At 56.0% G+C, this 14,787-nt stretch carries 17 protein-coding genes; 7 read left to right on the forward strand and 10 right to left on the reverse strand.

All coding sequences use genetic code 11. The features are described from left to right. Positions 1-2: 2 nt before the first annotated feature. Positions 3-392 carry a DUF427 domain-containing protein gene (locus tag ACOSDR_RS06620; RefSeq protein ID WP_420730721.1) on the reverse strand — a complete coding sequence of 130 codons (390 nt, stop codon included), beginning with the start codon at positions 390-392 and terminating at the stop codon, positions 3-5. Positions 393-404: 12 nt separating this feature from the next. After that, positions 405-1,247 (reverse strand): S-formylglutathione hydrolase, encoded by an 843-nt coding sequence (gene fghA, locus ACOSDR_RS06625; RefSeq protein WP_420730722.1) that lies wholly within the window; start codon positions 1,245-1,247, stop codon positions 405-407. Positions 1,248-1,432: 185 nt separating this feature from the next. Here fghA and ACOSDR_RS06630 point away from each other — a divergent pair, with 185 nt between their 5' ends. After that, positions 1,433-2,251: a hypothetical protein gene (locus ACOSDR_RS06630; protein ID WP_420730723.1), complete on the forward strand. Its 819-nt coding sequence runs from the start codon at positions 1,433-1,435 to the stop codon at positions 2,249-2,251. Between the two features lie 3 nt (positions 2,252-2,254). Here ACOSDR_RS06630 and ACOSDR_RS06635 read toward each other — a convergent pair whose 3' ends face one another. The 7 genes from ACOSDR_RS06635 to apbC form a co-directional block, all read right to left on the reverse strand. Then, a complete protein-coding gene (locus ACOSDR_RS06635) occupies positions 2,255-2,659 on the reverse strand; it encodes a hypothetical protein (protein WP_420730724.1) in 405 nt (134 codons plus the stop codon). A 17-nt stretch (positions 2,660-2,676) separates the two neighbouring features. Next, positions 2,677-3,606, reverse strand: a complete 930-nt coding sequence (locus tag ACOSDR_RS06640) for a diacylglycerol/lipid kinase family protein (RefSeq protein ID WP_420730725.1) — start codon at positions 3,604-3,606, stop codon at positions 2,677-2,679. 22 nt (positions 3,607-3,628) lie between these two features. Beyond that, positions 3,629-4,741, reverse strand: a complete 1,113-nt coding sequence (locus ACOSDR_RS06645) for an S-(hydroxymethyl)glutathione dehydrogenase/class III alcohol dehydrogenase (protein ID WP_420730726.1) — start codon at positions 4,739-4,741, stop codon at positions 3,629-3,631. An 82-nt stretch (positions 4,742-4,823) separates the two neighbouring features. Continuing rightward, on the reverse strand, positions 4,824-5,579 hold the full coding sequence (locus ACOSDR_RS06650; RefSeq protein WP_420725080.1) for an HpcH/HpaI aldolase family protein: 756 nt from the start codon (positions 5,577-5,579) through the stop codon (positions 4,824-4,826). An 11-nt stretch (positions 5,580-5,590) separates the two neighbouring features. Next, positions 5,591-6,013, reverse strand: a complete 423-nt coding sequence (locus ACOSDR_RS06655; protein ID WP_420730727.1) for a DUF4399 domain-containing protein — start codon at positions 6,011-6,013, stop codon at positions 5,591-5,593. Positions 6,014-6,054: 41 nt separating this feature from the next. Beyond that, positions 6,055-6,990 (reverse strand): CAP domain-containing protein, encoded by a 936-nt coding sequence (locus ACOSDR_RS06660; RefSeq protein WP_420730728.1) that lies wholly within the window; start codon positions 6,988-6,990, stop codon positions 6,055-6,057. 15 nt (positions 6,991-7,005) lie between these two features. After that, positions 7,006-8,115 (reverse strand): iron-sulfur cluster carrier protein ApbC, encoded by a 1,110-nt coding sequence (gene apbC / locus ACOSDR_RS06665; RefSeq protein ID WP_420730729.1) that lies wholly within the window; start codon positions 8,113-8,115, stop codon positions 7,006-7,008. A gap of 302 nt (positions 8,116-8,417) precedes the next feature. Between apbC and hflK the strand changes: the two genes are divergently transcribed. From hflK to ACOSDR_RS06685, 4 genes are all read left to right on the forward strand, one after another. Next, the gene (gene hflK / locus ACOSDR_RS06670) at positions 8,418-9,569 is read left to right on the forward strand and encodes an FtsH protease activity modulator HflK (RefSeq protein ID WP_420725076.1); all 1,152 of its coding nucleotides are present in this window, start codon (positions 8,418-8,420) and stop codon (positions 9,567-9,569) included. Then, positions 9,566-10,447, forward strand: a complete 882-nt coding sequence (gene hflC, locus ACOSDR_RS06675; protein ID WP_420725075.1) for a protease modulator HflC — start codon at positions 9,566-9,568, stop codon at positions 10,445-10,447. The genes hflK and hflC overlap by 4 nt, the downstream gene beginning before the upstream one ends. Positions 10,448-10,593: 146 nt before the next feature. Next, positions 10,594-11,541 (forward strand): SPFH domain-containing protein, encoded by a 948-nt coding sequence (locus tag ACOSDR_RS06680; RefSeq protein ID WP_420725074.1) that lies wholly within the window; start codon positions 10,594-10,596, stop codon positions 11,539-11,541. Between the two features lie 3 nt (positions 11,542-11,544). Continuing rightward, positions 11,545-11,844, forward strand: coding sequence for an NfeD family protein (locus ACOSDR_RS06685; protein WP_420730730.1), 300 nt, complete (start codon positions 11,545-11,547; stop codon positions 11,842-11,844). Positions 11,845-11,887: 43 nt separating this feature from the next. Here the strand turns inward: ACOSDR_RS06685 and rmuC are convergent, their stop codons facing one another. Continuing rightward, positions 11,888-13,342, reverse strand: a complete 1,455-nt coding sequence (gene rmuC / locus ACOSDR_RS06690) for a DNA recombination protein RmuC (RefSeq protein WP_420730731.1) — start codon at positions 13,340-13,342, stop codon at positions 11,888-11,890. Positions 13,343-13,579: 237 nt separating this feature from the next. Here rmuC and ACOSDR_RS06695 point away from each other — a divergent pair, with 237 nt between their 5' ends. Both ACOSDR_RS06695 and ACOSDR_RS06700 read left to right on the forward strand, forming a co-directional pair. Continuing rightward, positions 13,580-14,194, forward strand: coding sequence for an FMN-dependent NADH-azoreductase (locus ACOSDR_RS06695; protein WP_420730732.1), 615 nt, complete (start codon positions 13,580-13,582; stop codon positions 14,192-14,194). 184 nt (positions 14,195-14,378) lie between these two features. Further along, positions 14,379-14,771, forward strand: a complete 393-nt coding sequence (locus ACOSDR_RS06700) for a hypothetical protein (protein ID WP_420730733.1) — start codon at positions 14,379-14,381, stop codon at positions 14,769-14,771. Positions 14,772-14,787 lie beyond the last annotated feature (16 nt).

Consider the following 14,787-nt stretch of genomic DNA (forward strand, 5'->3'; position numbering starts at 1 on the left):
CCTTACTGTGGGGGCGGGTCAAAGACTCCGTCAAAAGCACTGATGTAGAAGCCCAAATATCCCTGGATGGATGTCATGCCCTGGATTGGATTTTCATAACTCCAGGCGATGGGATCAATACCCTGACCATCGGCCAACGTTGCCTTCCAATGGGTCGCATCCCCTTTATAGGGACAATGCGTCACCTTTGATGCTTGTTCCAGCAGGTCCTTTGGAAGGGTTGATTTCGGGATGTAATAGGTGGGTGGATACCGCCCCTCCCGCAGGATCAGGGCATCGGCGGTTTCAGCCAGTTTCGTTCCTTTGGCGGAAAGCGTCACGCGACCGGGCGCGCGCTCCACTGTGATGGGATGGTCCGGCGTTCCGGCCTGTTCCAGGATGTCTTGGGGCATTCCGCATTCTCCTCAGGCCGAAAGGCGTTTCGCGTGCCAGGCGATGTGGTCGCCGATGAAGCTGGCAACGAAGTAATAGCTGTGATCGTAACCTGGCTGCAGGCGAAGCTCCAAGGGTACATTCGCATCCCGGCAGGCCTCTATCAGAAGCTGGGGCCGCAGCTGGTTTTCCAGGAAATTATCAGCATCCCCCTGATCTACCAATATGTCACCGGACCAGCCCTGTTGGGCGATCAACGCACAGGCGTCATGGGCCGCCCAGGTGGCGCGATCATCCCCCAGATATCGCCCAAGTGCCTTCTCGCCCCAGGGAACCTGGCTGGGGGCGACAATGGGGGAAAAGGCGGAAACACTGCTGTACTGATCCGGATTTCTGAGGGCCAGGGTCAATGCCCCATGGCCCCCCATGGAATGACCGGAAATGCCGCGCGCCGAAACCGGATTGCTGAGATGTGGCTCAATCACTGTGGGAAGCTCGCCGACCACATAGTCATACATATGATAGTGTTTCGACCAGGGTTGCTGGGTCGCATTGACGTAAAATCCGGCACCCTTGCCGAAATCATACTCGTCCGCAGCATCCGGTACGGTATCTCCGCGCGGACTGGTATCAGGACAGACGATGACGATGTTATGGGCGGCGGCATAGCGCTGCGCGCCCGCCTTGGTCACAAAATTCTCCCAATTGCAGGTCAGACCCGACAACCAGTACAGAACAGGGCGCGGGGCATCGCTGCTTTTTGCCGGTTCAAATACGGCAAATTCCATCCGCGTCCCGGTCGCCTTACTGTCATGCGCGTAAACAGATTGAGTTCCACCAAAGCATTTCCATTGATTAAGCGTCTCTAAGGGCATCGTTTTCCTGACTGGCTGAGATTGTTTGTATCGCTGTCTAGAATGTGGCCGGGCCGAACCAAATCTGCAAGGCCAAGCCGGTTTTCTGTTCCCATATTCGCTTTTTTAGCGCGAATTACTTAACCAATGTATTTTGGCACAAACTTTGCTGATCCATTGCGGGTTATCATGAGGGAGTAAAGTCAATGGATATAGATTTCAGTGCCAAGATGTATTCTGATCCGACAATGCGGCCGCATTTAAAAAAGCTGTATGACTCGCAATATGCAGCATTCTATGAACGTATTGATGCAATGCCTGAGACACCAACGACGGTGTCAATGACAATGCCCGATGGGCAGTCGGTCGAGTTACATGAGTTAAGTGCCGAACAATACCGTGCCGCCGTCCCCAGTTTTGACAAATGGCTGGAACTGCAAAGCAGGATAATGTCAGACACAGGTGACATCCCAGGCAGTCTGCAAAGTGTCGAACGGGCGCGACAGCATGTGCAAAATCTGGAGCAGAATGATCCTGGCTCGCCTTCCGGCGTTCGGACGGTATTCGCAACAGGATCTGAAATTCTGGGTTACATCAATATGGATGGCAGTGTGGCGACTCATGCCGGCGGCAGTGTCCTGCAAGATATTGCGAAAAAAGCCGATGCGATGGGCCTGAGCGGAGAGGCGAAAATTGCCTACCTTCAGGATGAAGGGAAAAAAGCTCTGTCGGCGCGATATGGAAACCTGCAGGTTTCCAATTACAACACGTCAAATATGCTAAATAAAACCGAATTTGCGAATCGATGGTATCCGCATCATGATACTTATGAGAGTTATCAAAGCGCGTTGGCGAGTGCGAGAGCGCATCTGGAAGAAACGGAGCAGCTGTATCAGCAACAAATGGAGCGTCGAAATGCGATGCAGGCTTTCCTGCTGCAAAGCATAGAGGACTCGCAATCCAGCCCGATGATTCAGGCGGAGGACGAAAACCCCCTGATGGCCCTATCTCAATCGACCACTTAGGGGTTAACGTATGAATTGATTGATAGTGCTGGCGGCGGCGGGAGGCAGTGCTTCTTCCGCCAAAGCCGCATCGATCGCCGCCGACAATCGGTCTTCTGCAGATTTGCAAAGTTCTTGAGCAGCAGAATCAGGATCGCCCGATAGACTGGCGCGCAGGTTCGACCAGAGGGTCTCAATCACCTCTATTTCCCCCTGCGTATTTTCCGCAGGGGGCTGCGCATCAAGATCACGCACCTGATCGCATAATTGCTCTGCAAGTGTCGTTCTGGCCTTTGACTTGGCGCGCATATCAGCTGCGTCGCTGACCCCCTCCATGTCAGCGGCCCACGACCAGGCTCTAGCACTATCTCTGGCCGCTTTTATCACATCATTGATCGCAGCAATTTCCGGCGGGATTAGTAGAGACATTTGATTTCCTCGCGGTATCAATTGGACCGTTCGGCAGGGGCAAAGATTGTCAGACTTTGAGGGCGAATTGTAATGTTAATCGGCGTATGCGCCACGATCTCTCCATCAACGTTTACTTTTTTGGCGCGCCCGGATGCGGTTTCAATCGTAACTTTCCGGGCGGTACCAGTATGGGCACCGTCCCCGTCTTTCAAGGTGCCACGCCACAGGCCAGGCAGAAACCACAGCCAATGTAGGGCATTGCGCGGTGCTACATAATATAGGTGCAGCATGCCATCGTTCAATTGCGCCTGTTCGTCCAGGGTCAGCCCGCCGCCATAGTGACGCCCGCATCCGACAGCCAATAATGAGCATCGCGCGCGTCGGCTCTTGCCATCCGTTGAGATCTTCAGTTTCAGGGGGCGATGCTTGTGCCATGCTTCGGCCCAGCGAATGGGGTAGGCGAACCGGCCCAGCAGTTTCTTGGCACGATCTTCGTGCAGACTGGCGATTTCAACACTGATCCCAAGGCTTGCGACATTCAGGAAGGGGCGGTCCGCAACCAGTCCGGTATCAACAGACAGGCGGTGCCCTTCGGATATGACCTTCGCGGCAGCTTGCGGCGTGGTTGGAATGCCGGCCCCACGGGCAAAGTCATTCGCGGTGCCCAGCGGCAGGATACCAATCGTTTCGCGCCGTTCCAGCAAGGCGGGCAGCAGCCCGCTGACCGTCCCATCGCCTCCACCGACCAGGATGGCGTCGGTTTCGGGCAGGTTGGCAATATCGTCCAGGGCCTGTTCACAGGACGACATCCAATGAACGGTGACGTCAATTCCAGCCTGTTCCAAAGCCTCAATGAACGTTTCGGCCATTTCCTGAGCGGCGCGCGCATTCGGATTGATGAAACAATCCACCTTGGTCGGGGGATGACCTCCGGATGTGGATTCAGGGGGGGCGGATTGAGACACCTAGTGAATCCGCCCCTGCCTATCAGTCAAAGACAACAACAGATCGGATGCTGTCACCACTGTGCATCAGGTCAAAAGCCTTGTTGATATCGTTTAAGGGCATGGTGTGGGTGATCATCGGGTCGATGTCGATTTTGCCATCCATGTACCAGTCGACGATTTTGGGCACATCTGTGCGACCCCGGGCGCCGCCAAAGGCCGTGCCGCGCCAGGATCTGCCCGTCACCAGTTGGAAGGGACGGGTGGAGATTTCCTGACCCGCACCGGCAACGCCAATGATGATGCTTTCGCCCCAGCCTTTGTGACAGCATTCCAGGGCCTGGCGCATTGTGTCGGTGCGCCCGATGCATTCGAAACTGTAATCCGCGCCGCCCTTGGTCAGATCCACCAGATAGGGGACCAGATCGCCTTCGACCTCTTTCGGATTAACGAAATGGGTCATGCCAAACCGTTCTGCCATTTCCTTTTTCGCAGGGTTCAAATCAACCCCGACAATCATATTTGCGCCCGCCAGTCGGGCACCCTGAATGACATTCAGGCCGATCCCGCCCAGTCCAAAGACCACGACATTTGAGCCGATCTCAACCTTTGCCGTGTTGATAACCGCACCAATCCCCGTCGTCACGCCACAGCCGATGTAGCAAATCTTATCAAACGGGGCGTCTTCCCGCACTTTTGCCAGGGCGATTTCCGGCACAACCGTGTGATTGGCGAAGGTCGAAGTGCCCATATAATGCAGGATCGGCTCGCCATTCAGAGAGAAGCGAGAAGAGCCATCAGGCATCAGGCCCTGACCCTGGGTGGTGCGGATCGCCTGACACAGATTTGTCTTTGGGTTCAGGCAGTATTCGCAGACACGGCATTCCGGCGTGTACAGGGGGATAACATGATCGCCCTTCTTCAGGGTGGTCACACCCGGTCCGACATCGACCACGATACCAGCCCCTTCATGGCCCAGAATCGCTGGAAATGCGCCTTCAGGGTCGTCCCCGCTGCGGGTGAATTCGTCCGTGTGGCAAACGCCGGTCGCCTTGATTTCCACCAATACCTCGCCTGCACGCGGTCCTTCCAGATCGACCTCTTCAATGCTCAGTGGTTTTCCAGCCTGAAAGGCAACAGCGGCACGGGTTTTCATTGGTGGTTTCTCCCTAAACTTGGAACAATTTTTCGGGCCAGAGACTGCCAGCCCTCTTCCGGTGGTGCAAGTATCTATGTCCTTACTTTTCCTGAGCAGCCTGGACACAGGCGGCGGCGGCCTGACCCAGAAAGGCGATGTCGGCGGCAATAGTGACAAAGCGGAAGCCCCAGGCGCGGCAGGCCCGCGCCATGGCGGCGTCGGAACAATGAATGCCCGCCAGCTTGCCATTGGCCTTGGCAATGTCGGCAATGCGGGTCAGGGCGGCGATAAAGTCCTTATCGGTCGGCATCGCCGGTTGCCAATTGCCCATGGCCAGGCTCAGGTCATTGGGTCCCACAAACAACGCATCCAGACCCGGCGTGGCGGCGATCTCTTCCAGATTCTCATAGCCGTCTTTGGTTTCGATCATGGCGGCCACGAACAGGGTGTCATTGGCCGCCTTGGTATAGCCAACCCCATCATCCATGCCTGCGCGGACAGGGCCCCAACTGCGTTCTCCCATCGGGGGATAGCGGCAGGCCCGAACCAGGGCCTCAGCCTCTTGGCGATTGCCGACCATGGGCGCGATGATGCCAGCCGCGCCACCATCCAGCGCCCGCATTGCGTCCGCCATCGTGTTCCAGGGCACCCGAACCCAGGGGCAGGCCTTGCCAATGCGCCCGATGGCGGCCATCTGCTGCCACAGGGTCGCGTCGTCAATCAGGCCGTGCTGACGATCCAGACATAAAAAATCGAAGCCTGATCGCGCCGCCACTTCTGCAGTCAGCATGCTGTCGGTCATGATCATGGTTCCGATGGCAAAATCCCCATCGCGCAAGCGGTCAAATGCGGTCATCTGAAAATTTCCTATTCAACAGTTATGGTGATTTTGTCGGACGTGATCATCGGCTCAAACGGTACATGGTCGCCATCGCCCAGGACCATCATCAGCGTGTAGGTGCCGGGATCCAGGTTCAGTTCCACCTCTGTCTGACCGCCACCGAAATGCAGGTGGCGCTCATCCTGGGGAATGGAATATCCCTTATCTTCGGCGGTCAGTTCCGTATTGATCAGCAGATGGTGATGACCGGTGCCGGGGATGTTGATTCCTGCACGGGTGATTTTTACCCCTTCTGCGCCGAACTTAACCAGAAACGGGCTTTTGACGACCGCGCCATCCTGAAGATTGGCAAAGAAAACCTGTGCGCCTGGCGGCGGTGGGCTTTGTGCCCATACGCTGGGCGCCAACAGCACAATTGCCCCGACAAGCACGCTGCACAAAAGTCTCATCTTCAAGCCTTTCAAATCGTTTCTATGCGCATTGAACGTTATCATGGGTCCCTAGGCTTACCCAGGGTCATTGCCCAGTAATGCAGTGATTTTATGCGCCCTGGATCGAATGGGGCAAAGACATATCCTATACCAAGTTCGGTGACATCAGGGTTAAGCATGGCTTCCCGGTGGCCTTCTTTTGAGGCGATCCAGGCATTAACGACATCACGGGGGGTGGACTGGCCCGCTGCGATGTTTTCCAGCACCAGGGACCATTTGTACCCGGCCTTGGTTGCGCGTTCACCCGGCCCGACATTATCCGGGTTCGTATGGCTGAAAAAATCCCGCGCCAGCATATCCCGCGCCTGGGCCATACCGGCCCGGTTCAGAAAAGCGTTAGGCTGCAACGGTGGCAATTGATAAGTGGCGCGAAACTGGTTGACCAGTTGCAAGATCTGCTGTGCCCAATCTGAATCGGCGGGCCTGGCTGGGGCGGCAATTACAACAGTCCAGATGCTGGGTTCGATATCCGGCACCAGGGACCCTTCGCTGCTTAGATAGGCCACACCGATTTCTGTCGCAGTCTTGTTGGTCAGAATGCTCTGTTGACCGCCATCCTCCAGCCATTCAGTGACCATTTTCTCGACGGAATCCGAATTGATGGCATAGCGCCCCCCATACAATGTGTATGGGTACCCTTTTGATTTTAACAGGGTCTCCAACCCATCGGTCAGGGCGTCCAGTTTCTGACCTTGATAGATTGCCTGGGCCATCTGGCGGGCGATTTGCGTCAGACGGGGTTCATAACGCAGGGGGGCACGATTGCGCTCCGCCCGGGCCCGATTGATCACTTCAATCAGGCGGGGTTCTTTTTCATCCGCCTGCGCGCCTGCTGGACCTGTGGTCGAAATCTGCAAGGGCGCGATCAGAAGGGTCATCAGGATGACGGCGCGAGTGCCGCGTGCAATTCCCCTGATGATCCGTTGACCCGTCATGATCGCGCCCGGGGCTTATTCTGTTGTGAACAGGGGGGCCGCGCGCCCCGCACCTGGCCCATCCAATGCGGTTTGGATTTTCTCAGCAATCGCCAGATAGGCCTTGGCATGGGGGCTTTCAGGATCGGATACGACGATGGGATTGCCGCCATCGGCGGTCAGGCGGATTTCAATCTCCAGCGGGATTTCTCCCAGGAACGGCGTGCCCAGCTTCTCCGCCTCTTTCTTTGCGCCGCCATGGCCAAAGATATGGGCTTCGTGGCCGCAATTGGGGCAGATATACATCGACATGTTTTCAATAATACCCAATACGGGCACATCGACCTTGCGGAACATGTTCAGGCCCTTGCGGGCATCCAGCAGGGCAATGTCCTGTGGCGTGGATACAATCACGGCACCGGCCAAAGGCACCTTTTGCGACATCGTCAATTGGGCATCCCCAGTACCGGGCGGCATATCGACGATCAGGATATCCAATTCACCCCAGATGACATCGTCCAGCATTTGTTGCAGCGCGCCCATAACCATCGGGCCGCGCCAGACAACGGGCTGATCTTCGGGGACCAGAAAGCCGATCGACATGACTTTGATGCCATAGCTTTCCAAGGGTTCCAGCGTCTTCCCATCGGGTGAATTGGGGCGGCTGCCGGAAATGCCCAGCATGCGCGGCTGCGACGGGCCAAAGATGTCGGCGTCCAGCATGCCCACCCGCAGGCCCAGTTGCTTTAAGGCCAGTGCGATATTGACCGCCGTGGTGGATTTCCCAACGCCGCCCTTGCCGCTGGCGACGGCGACGATATGGCGGATCTTGCCAGCGCCTTTCTCTATGCCCCCTTGATCTGATGCCGGTTTTGCCGATGTGGTGCTGCCGGAACCCTTTTCGGCAGTCAGCACAGCGGTTGCCGACAAGACATCGGGCATTGCGCCAACGACCTTTTCAACATCGCGCCGGGTTGGCTCATAACTTTCAGCCTTGGACGGGTCGCCGATTTCCAGGGAAATCTGGACCATGCGATCCCGGATGGCGATGCCTGATACCAGACCGGAACTGACGATATCGCCGCCGCCTGGCGCACGAATGCCCGCCAAAGCTTTTCGGACTGCGACCTCAGTAATATCGGACATAATTCAGAAACTCCTGTCATGAACGGGTGTGTGGTGAAAATTTGTTCAGAAATCTCGAAAAATCAACGCCACATGGTTGGGAACTTGTCTTGTCGTACATATATGAACAGGAAGCATGGCGCAAAGACCGCATATGATAAAACATGCGTGCAGGGTTGTTTGACCCGCAAAAATCAAGTGTTATGCGCCCGTCGCAGTCTGGATGGGCGTGCGAGGCTGAATTTGACGCGACCTGCAGCCGATAAGGGTAACAGGATCGATCGTGACAATTAGTGTATTAACGGCGGACGGATCGGAACAGGATGCCTTGGGAAAATAATGGTGGCGGCCCTTGGGGCGGCCAGGGCGGCGGCGGAAATCGCGGCGGTGGAAATCGTGGTGGCGGCAATGGCGGCGGCCCGAACAGCCCTTGGGGACGCCCGGGTGGCGGCGGCGGCGGGCGTGGTCCCGGCGGCCAGCCCCCTGATGTTGAGGAAATGGTGCGCAAGGGGCAGGAGAAGCTCCGCTCCATGATCCCCGGTGGCTTTGGTGTTAAGGGCGGGATCGCAGTGGGTCTTTTGCTGATCCTGATCTGGCTGGGAACCGGCTTTTATCGCGTTGAGGCCGACCAACAGGGCGTTGAACTGGTCTTTGGCAAGCTGACATCTGTTACCGGACCGGGTTTGAATTATAATGTTCCCGCCCCGCTGGGAGAGGTTCTGTTGCCGCGCGTGACGGCGGTCAATACGGTAGAGATCGGGTTTAACGGCAGCGCCGGACGTACCTCGGCCTCTGAATTGCGGGCGGAAAGTCTGATGCTGACGGGCGATGAAAATATCATCGACATTCAGTTCTCGGTCTTCTGGAAAATTCGCGATGCGGGGGAATTCCTGTTTAATGTACGCAATCCAGAGCAAAGCGTGAAGAACGCTGCTGAGGCGGCAATGCGGGAAATCGTCGGTAAAAGCGCATTTGAATATATCCGGACGCGCGGGCGGAATGCCGTGGCGCAGGATGCTCATCAACGCATTCAGCAAATTCTGGACAGCTATGGCGCGGGAATTGAAATCACTCAGGTGAACCCTCAGAAATTTGATCCGCCCAATCAGGTGATCGATGCCTTCCGCGATGTGCAGGCTGCGCAGGCGGATAAGGAAAAGAAAATCAACGAAGCAACGGGTCAGTTCAACGAAGTCACCCAGCGGGCAGAAGGTGAAGCGCAACAGATCCTGCGGGAGGCGGAAGCCTATCGTCAGGAACGCGTCAACCAGGCACAGGGGGACACTCAGCGGTTCCTGGCGATCCTGACGGAATACAAGCAGGCGCCCGACATCACCAAACGACGCATCTATCTTCAAACCATGGAAGATGTGCTCTCTAAAATGAACAAGGTTCTGATTGAACCAGGGGCAGAAGGCAGTGGGGTTGTTCCTTATCTGCCACTGGATCAACTGAAGACGGGAGCCGCCAAATGAAACGCAGTTCTCTCATAATTCTTGGCCTCCTGGTTGTGATCTTCATCACCGGGATCAGTGCCGCCTTTACCGTGCGGGAAACCGAACAGGTTCTTGTCATGCGCTTCGGGGAACCGCAGCGTGAAATCACGGAACCGGGCCTGCATTTTAAAGTACCCTTTGTCGACACAGCCCGTTTCTTTGACAAGCGCGTGTTGGACTATGACGCAGACCAACAGGAAATCCCGACGGCAGATCAGAAGCAATTGGTTGTGAACGCCTTTGCGCGCTATCGCATCACTGATCCTCTGCGGTTCTTCCAGACGGTTGGTACGGAACGCGGCATAGAGCAGCGGTTTAACTCATTGATCAACGCATCGCTTCGGGAAGTCATCGGGGAGGTAAACCTTTCTGTTGTCTTGACGCCGGAACGCGCCCGCCTGATGGAAGATTTCACCCGCATCGTTGCGCGTGAAGCGGCAACCTTTGGGATTGAAGTGGTTGATGTGCGCATCAAGCGTATTGATTTGCCGGAAGACAACAGCGAGGCAATCTTTCAGCGCATGACCACACAGCGCCAGCAGGAAGCACGTCTGGCGCGGGCCGAAGGGGATAAGGAAGCCCAGCGAATCCGCGCCGAAGGGGACAAGCGCCAGCGCGTGATTGTGTCCGAAGCCAGACGGGAAGCAGAAATCCTGCGTGGTAAGGGCGATGCGGAAGCCCAGGGCCTGTATAACAGTGCCTATGGTCAGAATGTTGCGTTCTTTGACTTCTGGCGGTCTATGCAGGCAATGCAGAAGGGGCTGGGGGGTGACACGACGACCTTTGTCGGTGCGCCCAACAGCGATTTCTTCCGCTATTTCCAGAACGAGACAGGTGCGGCACCAATTTCGCAGTAGCCTGTTGGATAATCAGTGCGGAAAAGCCCCGGTCCGAGACATCCTCTCAGGCCGGGGTTTTTTTTATCGGTGTTTTTCAGTTTCGCGGTGCACAACTTAGCGTTATATGAAATCTGCTGATACGCTACACCAACAAGGACTGTGCCATGGGCCCGGAAATCGCTTACATGATCCAAGAGTCGCTTTCTAGCATCATCGCCTTGATCCTTGTGGTCTTTGCATTGGTTCTGATCTCCAAGGGGGTCAAGGTTGTCTCTCAAAGTGAAGTTTATGTGGTTGAGCGGTTCGGAAAATATACAAAAACTCTGCCGGCGGGCCTGAACTTTATTGTCCCCTTTCTGGATCGTGTCGCGCATCGGGTCTCCATATTGGAACGGCAATTGCCGGAATTTGATATTTCTGTCATCACCCGCGACAATGTTGAGGTGCGGTTGGAAGCAACCGTGTTTTATCGCATCACCGATGCTGCCGCGTCGGTTTATCGTATTCGGGATATCAACCAGGCAATCTATACTGCGGCGACGTCCATTGTGCGCTCGGCAGCAGGTAAGCTGGAACTGGATGATCTGCAATCGTCGCGCGAATCGATGAATGAGGAAATTGCCCGCAATCTGCAACAGGCCGCCGAGGTCTGGGGGATTGAGATCACCCGCACGGAAATCACGGATGTCATTGTCGATGAACAGACCAAGGATGCTCAGCGCCAGCAATTGAACGCAGAACGGCAGCGCCGGGCCGCGATTGCCACGGCAGAAGGGGAGAAGCGCGCCGTCGAACTGGCTGCTGACGCCAGATTGTATGAGGCCCAGCGCCATGCAGAGGCCGTGCGGGTTCAGGCGGATGCGGATGCCTATTCCGTAAAGGTCGCCGCAGAAGCAGATGCGGAGCAGACGAAACTGATTTCTCAGGCGATTGCTGCGAATGGTCAGCCTGCGATTGATTTTGAAATCATGAAACGACAGGTGGAAGCCCTGGGGGCGGTGGCGTCTTCGTCCAACACCAAAACCATCATCGTGCCAACGGATATAACCGGAGCCATCGGGTCGCTGCATACATTGGCGGAAAGCCTGGCTGGATCACGGAAGGGGGCGTAAGCGATGTCGATTACCTATTGGCTGTTTCAGGCGGAAGTCTGGTTGATCCTGGCGCTGATCCTGATCATTGCCGACATCGTTGTTGGACTGGATTTCTTTGTGTTGCCCGTGGGTATTGCTGCTGCCGTGGTGTCCGCGATGTTGTTCGCGGAAAGCCGCTTCTGGTTCAGCGATACGATCCTGCTGGAAAGCTGGCGCGAGGTCCTGATCGCCTTTGCCATCCTCTCAGTCGCTGCCATCTTTCTGATCCGCAAGCTGTTCCAGCGACGCAACATCGATACGCCCGATATCAATCAGTATTGAACGTCATTGCGCGTCCAGACGCGCTTGCAGTTGCGGGCTGGTTCTAATCTTTCGGCCCATCGATCAGCAGATCCCGGTCCTGCAGGGGTTCGCGGACTTCATGTTCTACGGGTTCCAGCTCCGGGACTTCGCCATAGTTGTCGCCGATGGACAGTTCGGTCATCTTGCGGGCCTGGGGCAGGACGCGACCTTCCAGGCTGGCGACGAAGGCATTGTGTTTGCCGACATGGGCGTTCAGGGATTTTGTCATGCCGGCAACGTCATTGCCCAGTTTCACCAGCCGTTTATATAGCTCAATGCCCGCCTCATGCACCTTTTGCGCATCCTTTGAGGCCTTTTCCTGACGCCAGCCATAGGCGATGGCCTTTGCCAGGCCCAGCAATGTGGTGGGGGAGCAGATGATGACCTTCTTTTCCCAGGCGGTGTCGAACAGGCCGGGATCGCGGGCCATGGCGGCGCTGTACATCGGTTCGCCGGGCACGAACATGACGACGAAATCCACCGTATCCGACGGCAGGGTCTTCCAGTAATCCTTGCGACCCAATTGTTCCATATGGGTGCGGATCTGGCGGGCATGTTCGACCAGTTTCGCCTCTCGCGCTTCTTCAGTATCGGCCTCCATCGCCTCCAGATAGGCCGATAGAGAGGTTTTCGCATCAATCACCAGTGTGCGCCCGCCTGGCATTTTCAGGATCACGTCGGGCCGTCTGGCGCCGTCTTCGGTCTCGAAATGCTTTTCCGTCTCGAAATCCACATATTCGGCCATCCCAGCCATTTCCAACAGGGTGCGCAATTGCTGCTCCCCCCAACGGCCACGGGTTTTGGGGGCGCTGCGCAGGGCATTGACCAGGCTGACAGTGGTGTCGTTCAGCTTGGTATGGCTGTTGGCGATATGCTGAATCTGTTGTGTCAGCGCGCCTTCATCCTGTTTGCGCTTGGTTTCCATCTCGTTGACCTGTTGCTGGAATTTATCCAGCGCCTCCTTCATCGGGCCAACCATGGATTTCATGCCGGTCTCACCCTTTTCCTGCTGCGCCTTCAGAACTTCGTTGGCGCGCTCCAGGAACTTGCTTGAAGACGTGTCCAGCAATCCATTCATCAGGACCTGCAAATCCTTTTCAATCTGGCCCCTGACATTGCTCAATTCCTGCAGCTTTTCGCCATGGGCCTTCTTTTCTGAGGACAGGGTGGTTTGCAGGTTTTCGATTTCCACGCGGCGGTTGGACAGGTCTGACTGCAACGCCTCCACCTTCTGGCGCAATTCATCCCGATCCGTTCGCAATTCACTGCGCGCTTCTTCCAGGGCCTTTTGATTGGCCAGGGCACCGGAAAGTTCAGATCTGATATCTTCAATGGTTTGCGACAGTTCGCGTTCCCGCGTCTGCAGGGCTTGCAGCTGCTCCTCTTTCCCTCGGACCATAAAGACCCAGGCCAGAAACAACCCGACCGACAACCCTCCGCCGGTTAGGGCAGCAATCGTTGCGATATCGATCAGCATGGCGGGTGCTCCTGTCATGATAGTGGGGCGGTCACGGGACCATCCTCAGAAAGCCTGATTCTCTGAGCAAGTGAAAGGAGGAAGCAGTGACTCCAAAGGATGATTAGGCACTTACCAGAAACAATAATATTCCAAATGGGCTGATTATTCTTTTGGTGTGCCGGGCTTACGTTTCGGGTGAAGAACAATCGCCCTTACAGGGGTTGGGCGGCCCGGAACAGTGAAAGGATTTTCAATATGTCTGATGCATCCCAAAAAGGTGACAAGGCGCTAAAGGTTTTACGCGTTGATTCCAGTGCGCGCGCGGAGAATTCGACAACGCGGAAGCTGACAGACTCGCTTCTGTCGCATCTGTCAGAAAGCCATGACCTGGACATCACCCTGCGGAATGTTGCGGAAGGCCTGCCTTTCGTATCGCCCGATTGGGTCGGTGCGAATTTCACCGATCCCGCAGAGCGGAATACGGAACAAAAGAAGGCTCTGGCGCAATCTGACGCCCTGATCGCAGAAGTGCGTGCGGCGGATATTCTGGTGATTGGCGTGCCGGTCTATAATTTTGGCGTTCCTGCGGCCTTGAAAGCCTGGATCGATATGATCGCCCGGGCGCGTGAGACTTTCAAATATACCGAAAACGGCCCCGTTGGTCTGTTGAGTGGCAAGAAGGCCTATCTTGTTGTTGCCTCTGGCGGCACCGAAGTGGAGTCGGGGATTGATTATGCGACGCCTTACATGAAGCACGTTCTTGGCTTTATTGGTGTTACCGACGTAACCGTGATTGCTGCTGGTCAACAAATGATGGACGAAAAAGCCTCAGAAAAGGCCGAAAAATCGATTGAAGCTCTGGCCGCCTGACCGTTGCGGTGATCGCGCGCCAGGCCAATTGATCCGGCGCTTTCACACCAATGTGAGTCGACTTGATTCTTGCGCCGCCGCATTCCGGTGTACCGATACTGACAGATCGGTATTCAGGGATGCGGCGGTTTTTGCTCGTGTCCCAACCGGTTCTGATACCAACAACAATAGGAACAGCGAGATCATGAGCTTCAAGACACATCTTCTTTCAACGACGATTGCCTCCCTGATGGCCGGGGCGGCATTTGCGGCAGGTGCCCAGGCCTCTTCGGTTGGCGTAGCGGGCGCCGTTTCAGCGACACCTCTGATGGTCGACGCCCAGCCACAGGAAACCCCGCTTCAAGGCGGCGGTTCGTGCAATCCCTGCAACCCTTGTGCGGCCAAGGCTTGTAACCCCTGTAATCCTTGTGCAGCAAAGAATGCCTGTAACCCGTGCAACCCTTGCGCGGCCAAGAATGCCTGTAACCCGTGCAATCCCTGTGCTGCGAAGAAAAACCCATGTGGCAGTGGTGCAGATAACCCCGATGCCAGCCAAGCATCCATGGATCTGGTGAATATGGATGCAATCCCTGCCTGACGCCCCGGCGTCTTGC

The sequence above is a fragment of the Hwanghaeella sp. 1Z406 genome, assembly GCF_048892425.1.
Classification (GTDB): Bacteria; Pseudomonadota; Alphaproteobacteria; order UBA8366; family Aestuariispiraceae; genus Pacificispira.

Bases quoted from the DNA above. Each gene is read 5' to 3' on its own strand.
- ACOSDR_RS06620 (WP_420730721.1), bottom strand. From the start codon at position 392: ATGCCCCAAGACATCCTGGAACAGGCCGGAACGCCGGACCATCCCATC.
- fghA (WP_420730722.1), bottom strand. From the start codon at position 1,247: ATGCCCTTAGAGACGCTTAATCAATGGAAATGCTTTGGTGGAACTCAA.
- ACOSDR_RS06630 (WP_420730723.1), top strand. From the start codon at position 1,433: ATGGATATAGATTTCAGTGCCAAGATGTATTCTGATCCGACAATGCGG.
- ACOSDR_RS06635 (WP_420730724.1), bottom strand. From the start codon at position 2,659: ATGTCTCTACTAATCCCGCCGGAAATTGCTGCGATCAATGATGTGATA.
- ACOSDR_RS06645 (WP_420730726.1), bottom strand. From the start codon at position 4,741: ATGAAAACCCGTGCCGCTGTTGCCTTTCAGGCTGGAAAACCACTGAGC.
- ACOSDR_RS06650 (WP_420725080.1), bottom strand. From the start codon at position 5,579: ATGACCGCATTTGACCGCTTGCGCGATGGGGATTTTGCCATCGGAACC.
- ACOSDR_RS06655 (WP_420730727.1), bottom strand. From the start codon at position 6,013: ATGAGACTTTTGTGCAGCGTGCTTGTCGGGGCAATTGTGCTGTTGGCG.
- ACOSDR_RS06660 (WP_420730728.1), bottom strand. From the start codon at position 6,990: ATGACGGGTCAACGGATCATCAGGGGAATTGCACGCGGCACTCGCGCC.
- apbC (WP_420730729.1), bottom strand. From the start codon at position 8,115: ATGTCCGATATTACTGAGGTCGCAGTCCGAAAAGCTTTGGCGGGCATT.
- hflK (WP_420725076.1), top strand. From the start codon at position 8,418: ATGCCTTGGGAAAATAATGGTGGCGGCCCTTGGGGCGGCCAGGGCGGC.
- hflC (WP_420725075.1), top strand. From the start codon at position 9,566: ATGAAACGCAGTTCTCTCATAATTCTTGGCCTCCTGGTTGTGATCTTC.
- ACOSDR_RS06680 (WP_420725074.1), top strand. From the start codon at position 10,594: ATGGGCCCGGAAATCGCTTACATGATCCAAGAGTCGCTTTCTAGCATC.
- ACOSDR_RS06685 (WP_420730730.1), top strand. From the start codon at position 11,545: ATGTCGATTACCTATTGGCTGTTTCAGGCGGAAGTCTGGTTGATCCTG.
- rmuC (WP_420730731.1), bottom strand. From the start codon at position 13,342: ATGCTGATCGATATCGCAACGATTGCTGCCCTAACCGGCGGAGGGTTG.
- ACOSDR_RS06695 (WP_420730732.1), top strand. From the start codon at position 13,580: ATGTCTGATGCATCCCAAAAAGGTGACAAGGCGCTAAAGGTTTTACGC.
- ACOSDR_RS06700 (WP_420730733.1), top strand. From the start codon at position 14,379: ATGAGCTTCAAGACACATCTTCTTTCAACGACGATTGCCTCCCTGATG.